The organism is Streptomyces phytophilus (assembly GCF_013870535.1).
Lineage (GTDB): Bacteria > Actinomycetota > Actinomycetes > Streptomycetales > Streptomycetaceae > Streptomyces > Streptomyces phytophilus.
This window is the reverse complement of sequence record NZ_JACBXC010001553.1, coordinates 1-1,239: the sequence shown is the minus strand read 5'-3', so window position 1 is coordinate 1,239 and position 1,239 is coordinate 1. Positions and strand designations below refer to the sequence as shown.

The following is a 1,239-nucleotide window of genomic DNA, read 5'->3' as shown; positions in this document are numbered from 1 at the left end:
GACCCCAGCGGAATCCGAGTGCCACGGCGTGCGCCCGGTCGGAGGCGCCGAGCTTTTTGAAAAGCCTGCGCGCGTGGGTCTTCACGGTGTCCTCGGAGAGGAACAGCTCGCGGCCGATCTCGGCGTTGGACCGCCCGTGGCTCATTCCTTCGAGGACCTGGATCTCGCGCGCGGTGAGCGTCGGCGCGGCCCCCATCTCGGTGGAGCGCAGCCGCCGCGGCGCGAGCCGCCACGTCGGGTCGGCGAGGGCCTGCGTGACCGTGGCCCGCAGCTCGGCGCGGGAGGCGTCCTTGTGCAGGTAGCCGCGGGCGCCGGCGGCGACGGCGAGGGCCACGCCGTCGAGGTCCTCGGCCACGGTCAGCATGATGATCCGCGCCCCCGGGTCGGCCGAGAGCAGCCGGCGCACGGTCTCGACGCCGCCGAGGCCGGGCATCCGTACATCCATCAGAATCAGGTCCGAACGATCGGCACCCCAGCGGCGGAGCACTTCCTCGCCGTTAGCCGCCGTCGTCACGCGCTCGACGCCGGGTACGGTCGCAACCGCACGGCGCAGCGCCTCTCGGGCGAGTGGGGAGTCGTCGCAAACGAGGACGGAAGTCATGGCCGCCCTCCGGAGCTGATGCGCGTCACCTTGAGCCTCCAGGGCTGGTACGTATCGTCACCTTCGGCGGTCGACCGCGCGTCGGGCGCGCCCGGGACGAACGCGCTCGCAGTCAACCGCTTCCGCACTCTCAACGACGGTCACCCGAAAGAGTTACGGGGGCTCTGGCACCTGTTGCAACGGCTGTCGCCACGGGGACCGGGGCCACACACGTCGCCACTCTACGTGAGGAAGCGGTCACCGAGAAGCAGTCATCGCGCCGCGCCATGTCGTGACTCGAATGCACCAATTCGCATCGCCCTGATCAGCCATTCTCTATTTTCACTATGAGTACTATTTACATCCGGTATGCCCGGAAAGGTAGTGTCACGACCGTTAGGGGTCATCCGTGGCGCTTCCAAGGTGATACAAAATGGCTGATTTCTCCCGGCTGCCGGGCCCGAACGCCGATCTGTGGGACTGGCAGCTCATCGCGGCGTGCCGCGGTGTGGACAGCTCCCTGTTCTTTCACCCGGAAGGAGAGCGGGGCGCCGCCCGGAGCGCACGGGAGGCATCCGCCAAAGAGGTGTGCATGCGGTGCCCCGTGCGCGCGGAGTGCGCGGCGCACGCGCTGGCGGTTCGTGAGCCGTACGGCGTGT

Annotated in this window: 2 protein-coding genes; one reads left to right on the top strand and one right to left on the bottom strand. The window is 68.7% G+C overall.

Features of this window, described 5'->3' with window-relative positions; genetic code table 11:
• On the bottom strand, positions 1 to 601 hold a 601-nt coding region (locus H5J30_RS34175; protein ID WP_181791699.1), incomplete at its 3' end, for a response regulator transcription factor.
• 412 nt (positions 602 to 1,013) lie between these two features.
• On the opposite strand from H5J30_RS34175, the gene H5J30_RS34170 reads away from it, so the two are divergent.
• A partial coding sequence (locus tag H5J30_RS34170) for a WhiB family transcriptional regulator (protein WP_181791698.1) occupies positions 1,014 to 1,239 on the top strand: 226 nt, incomplete at its 3' end.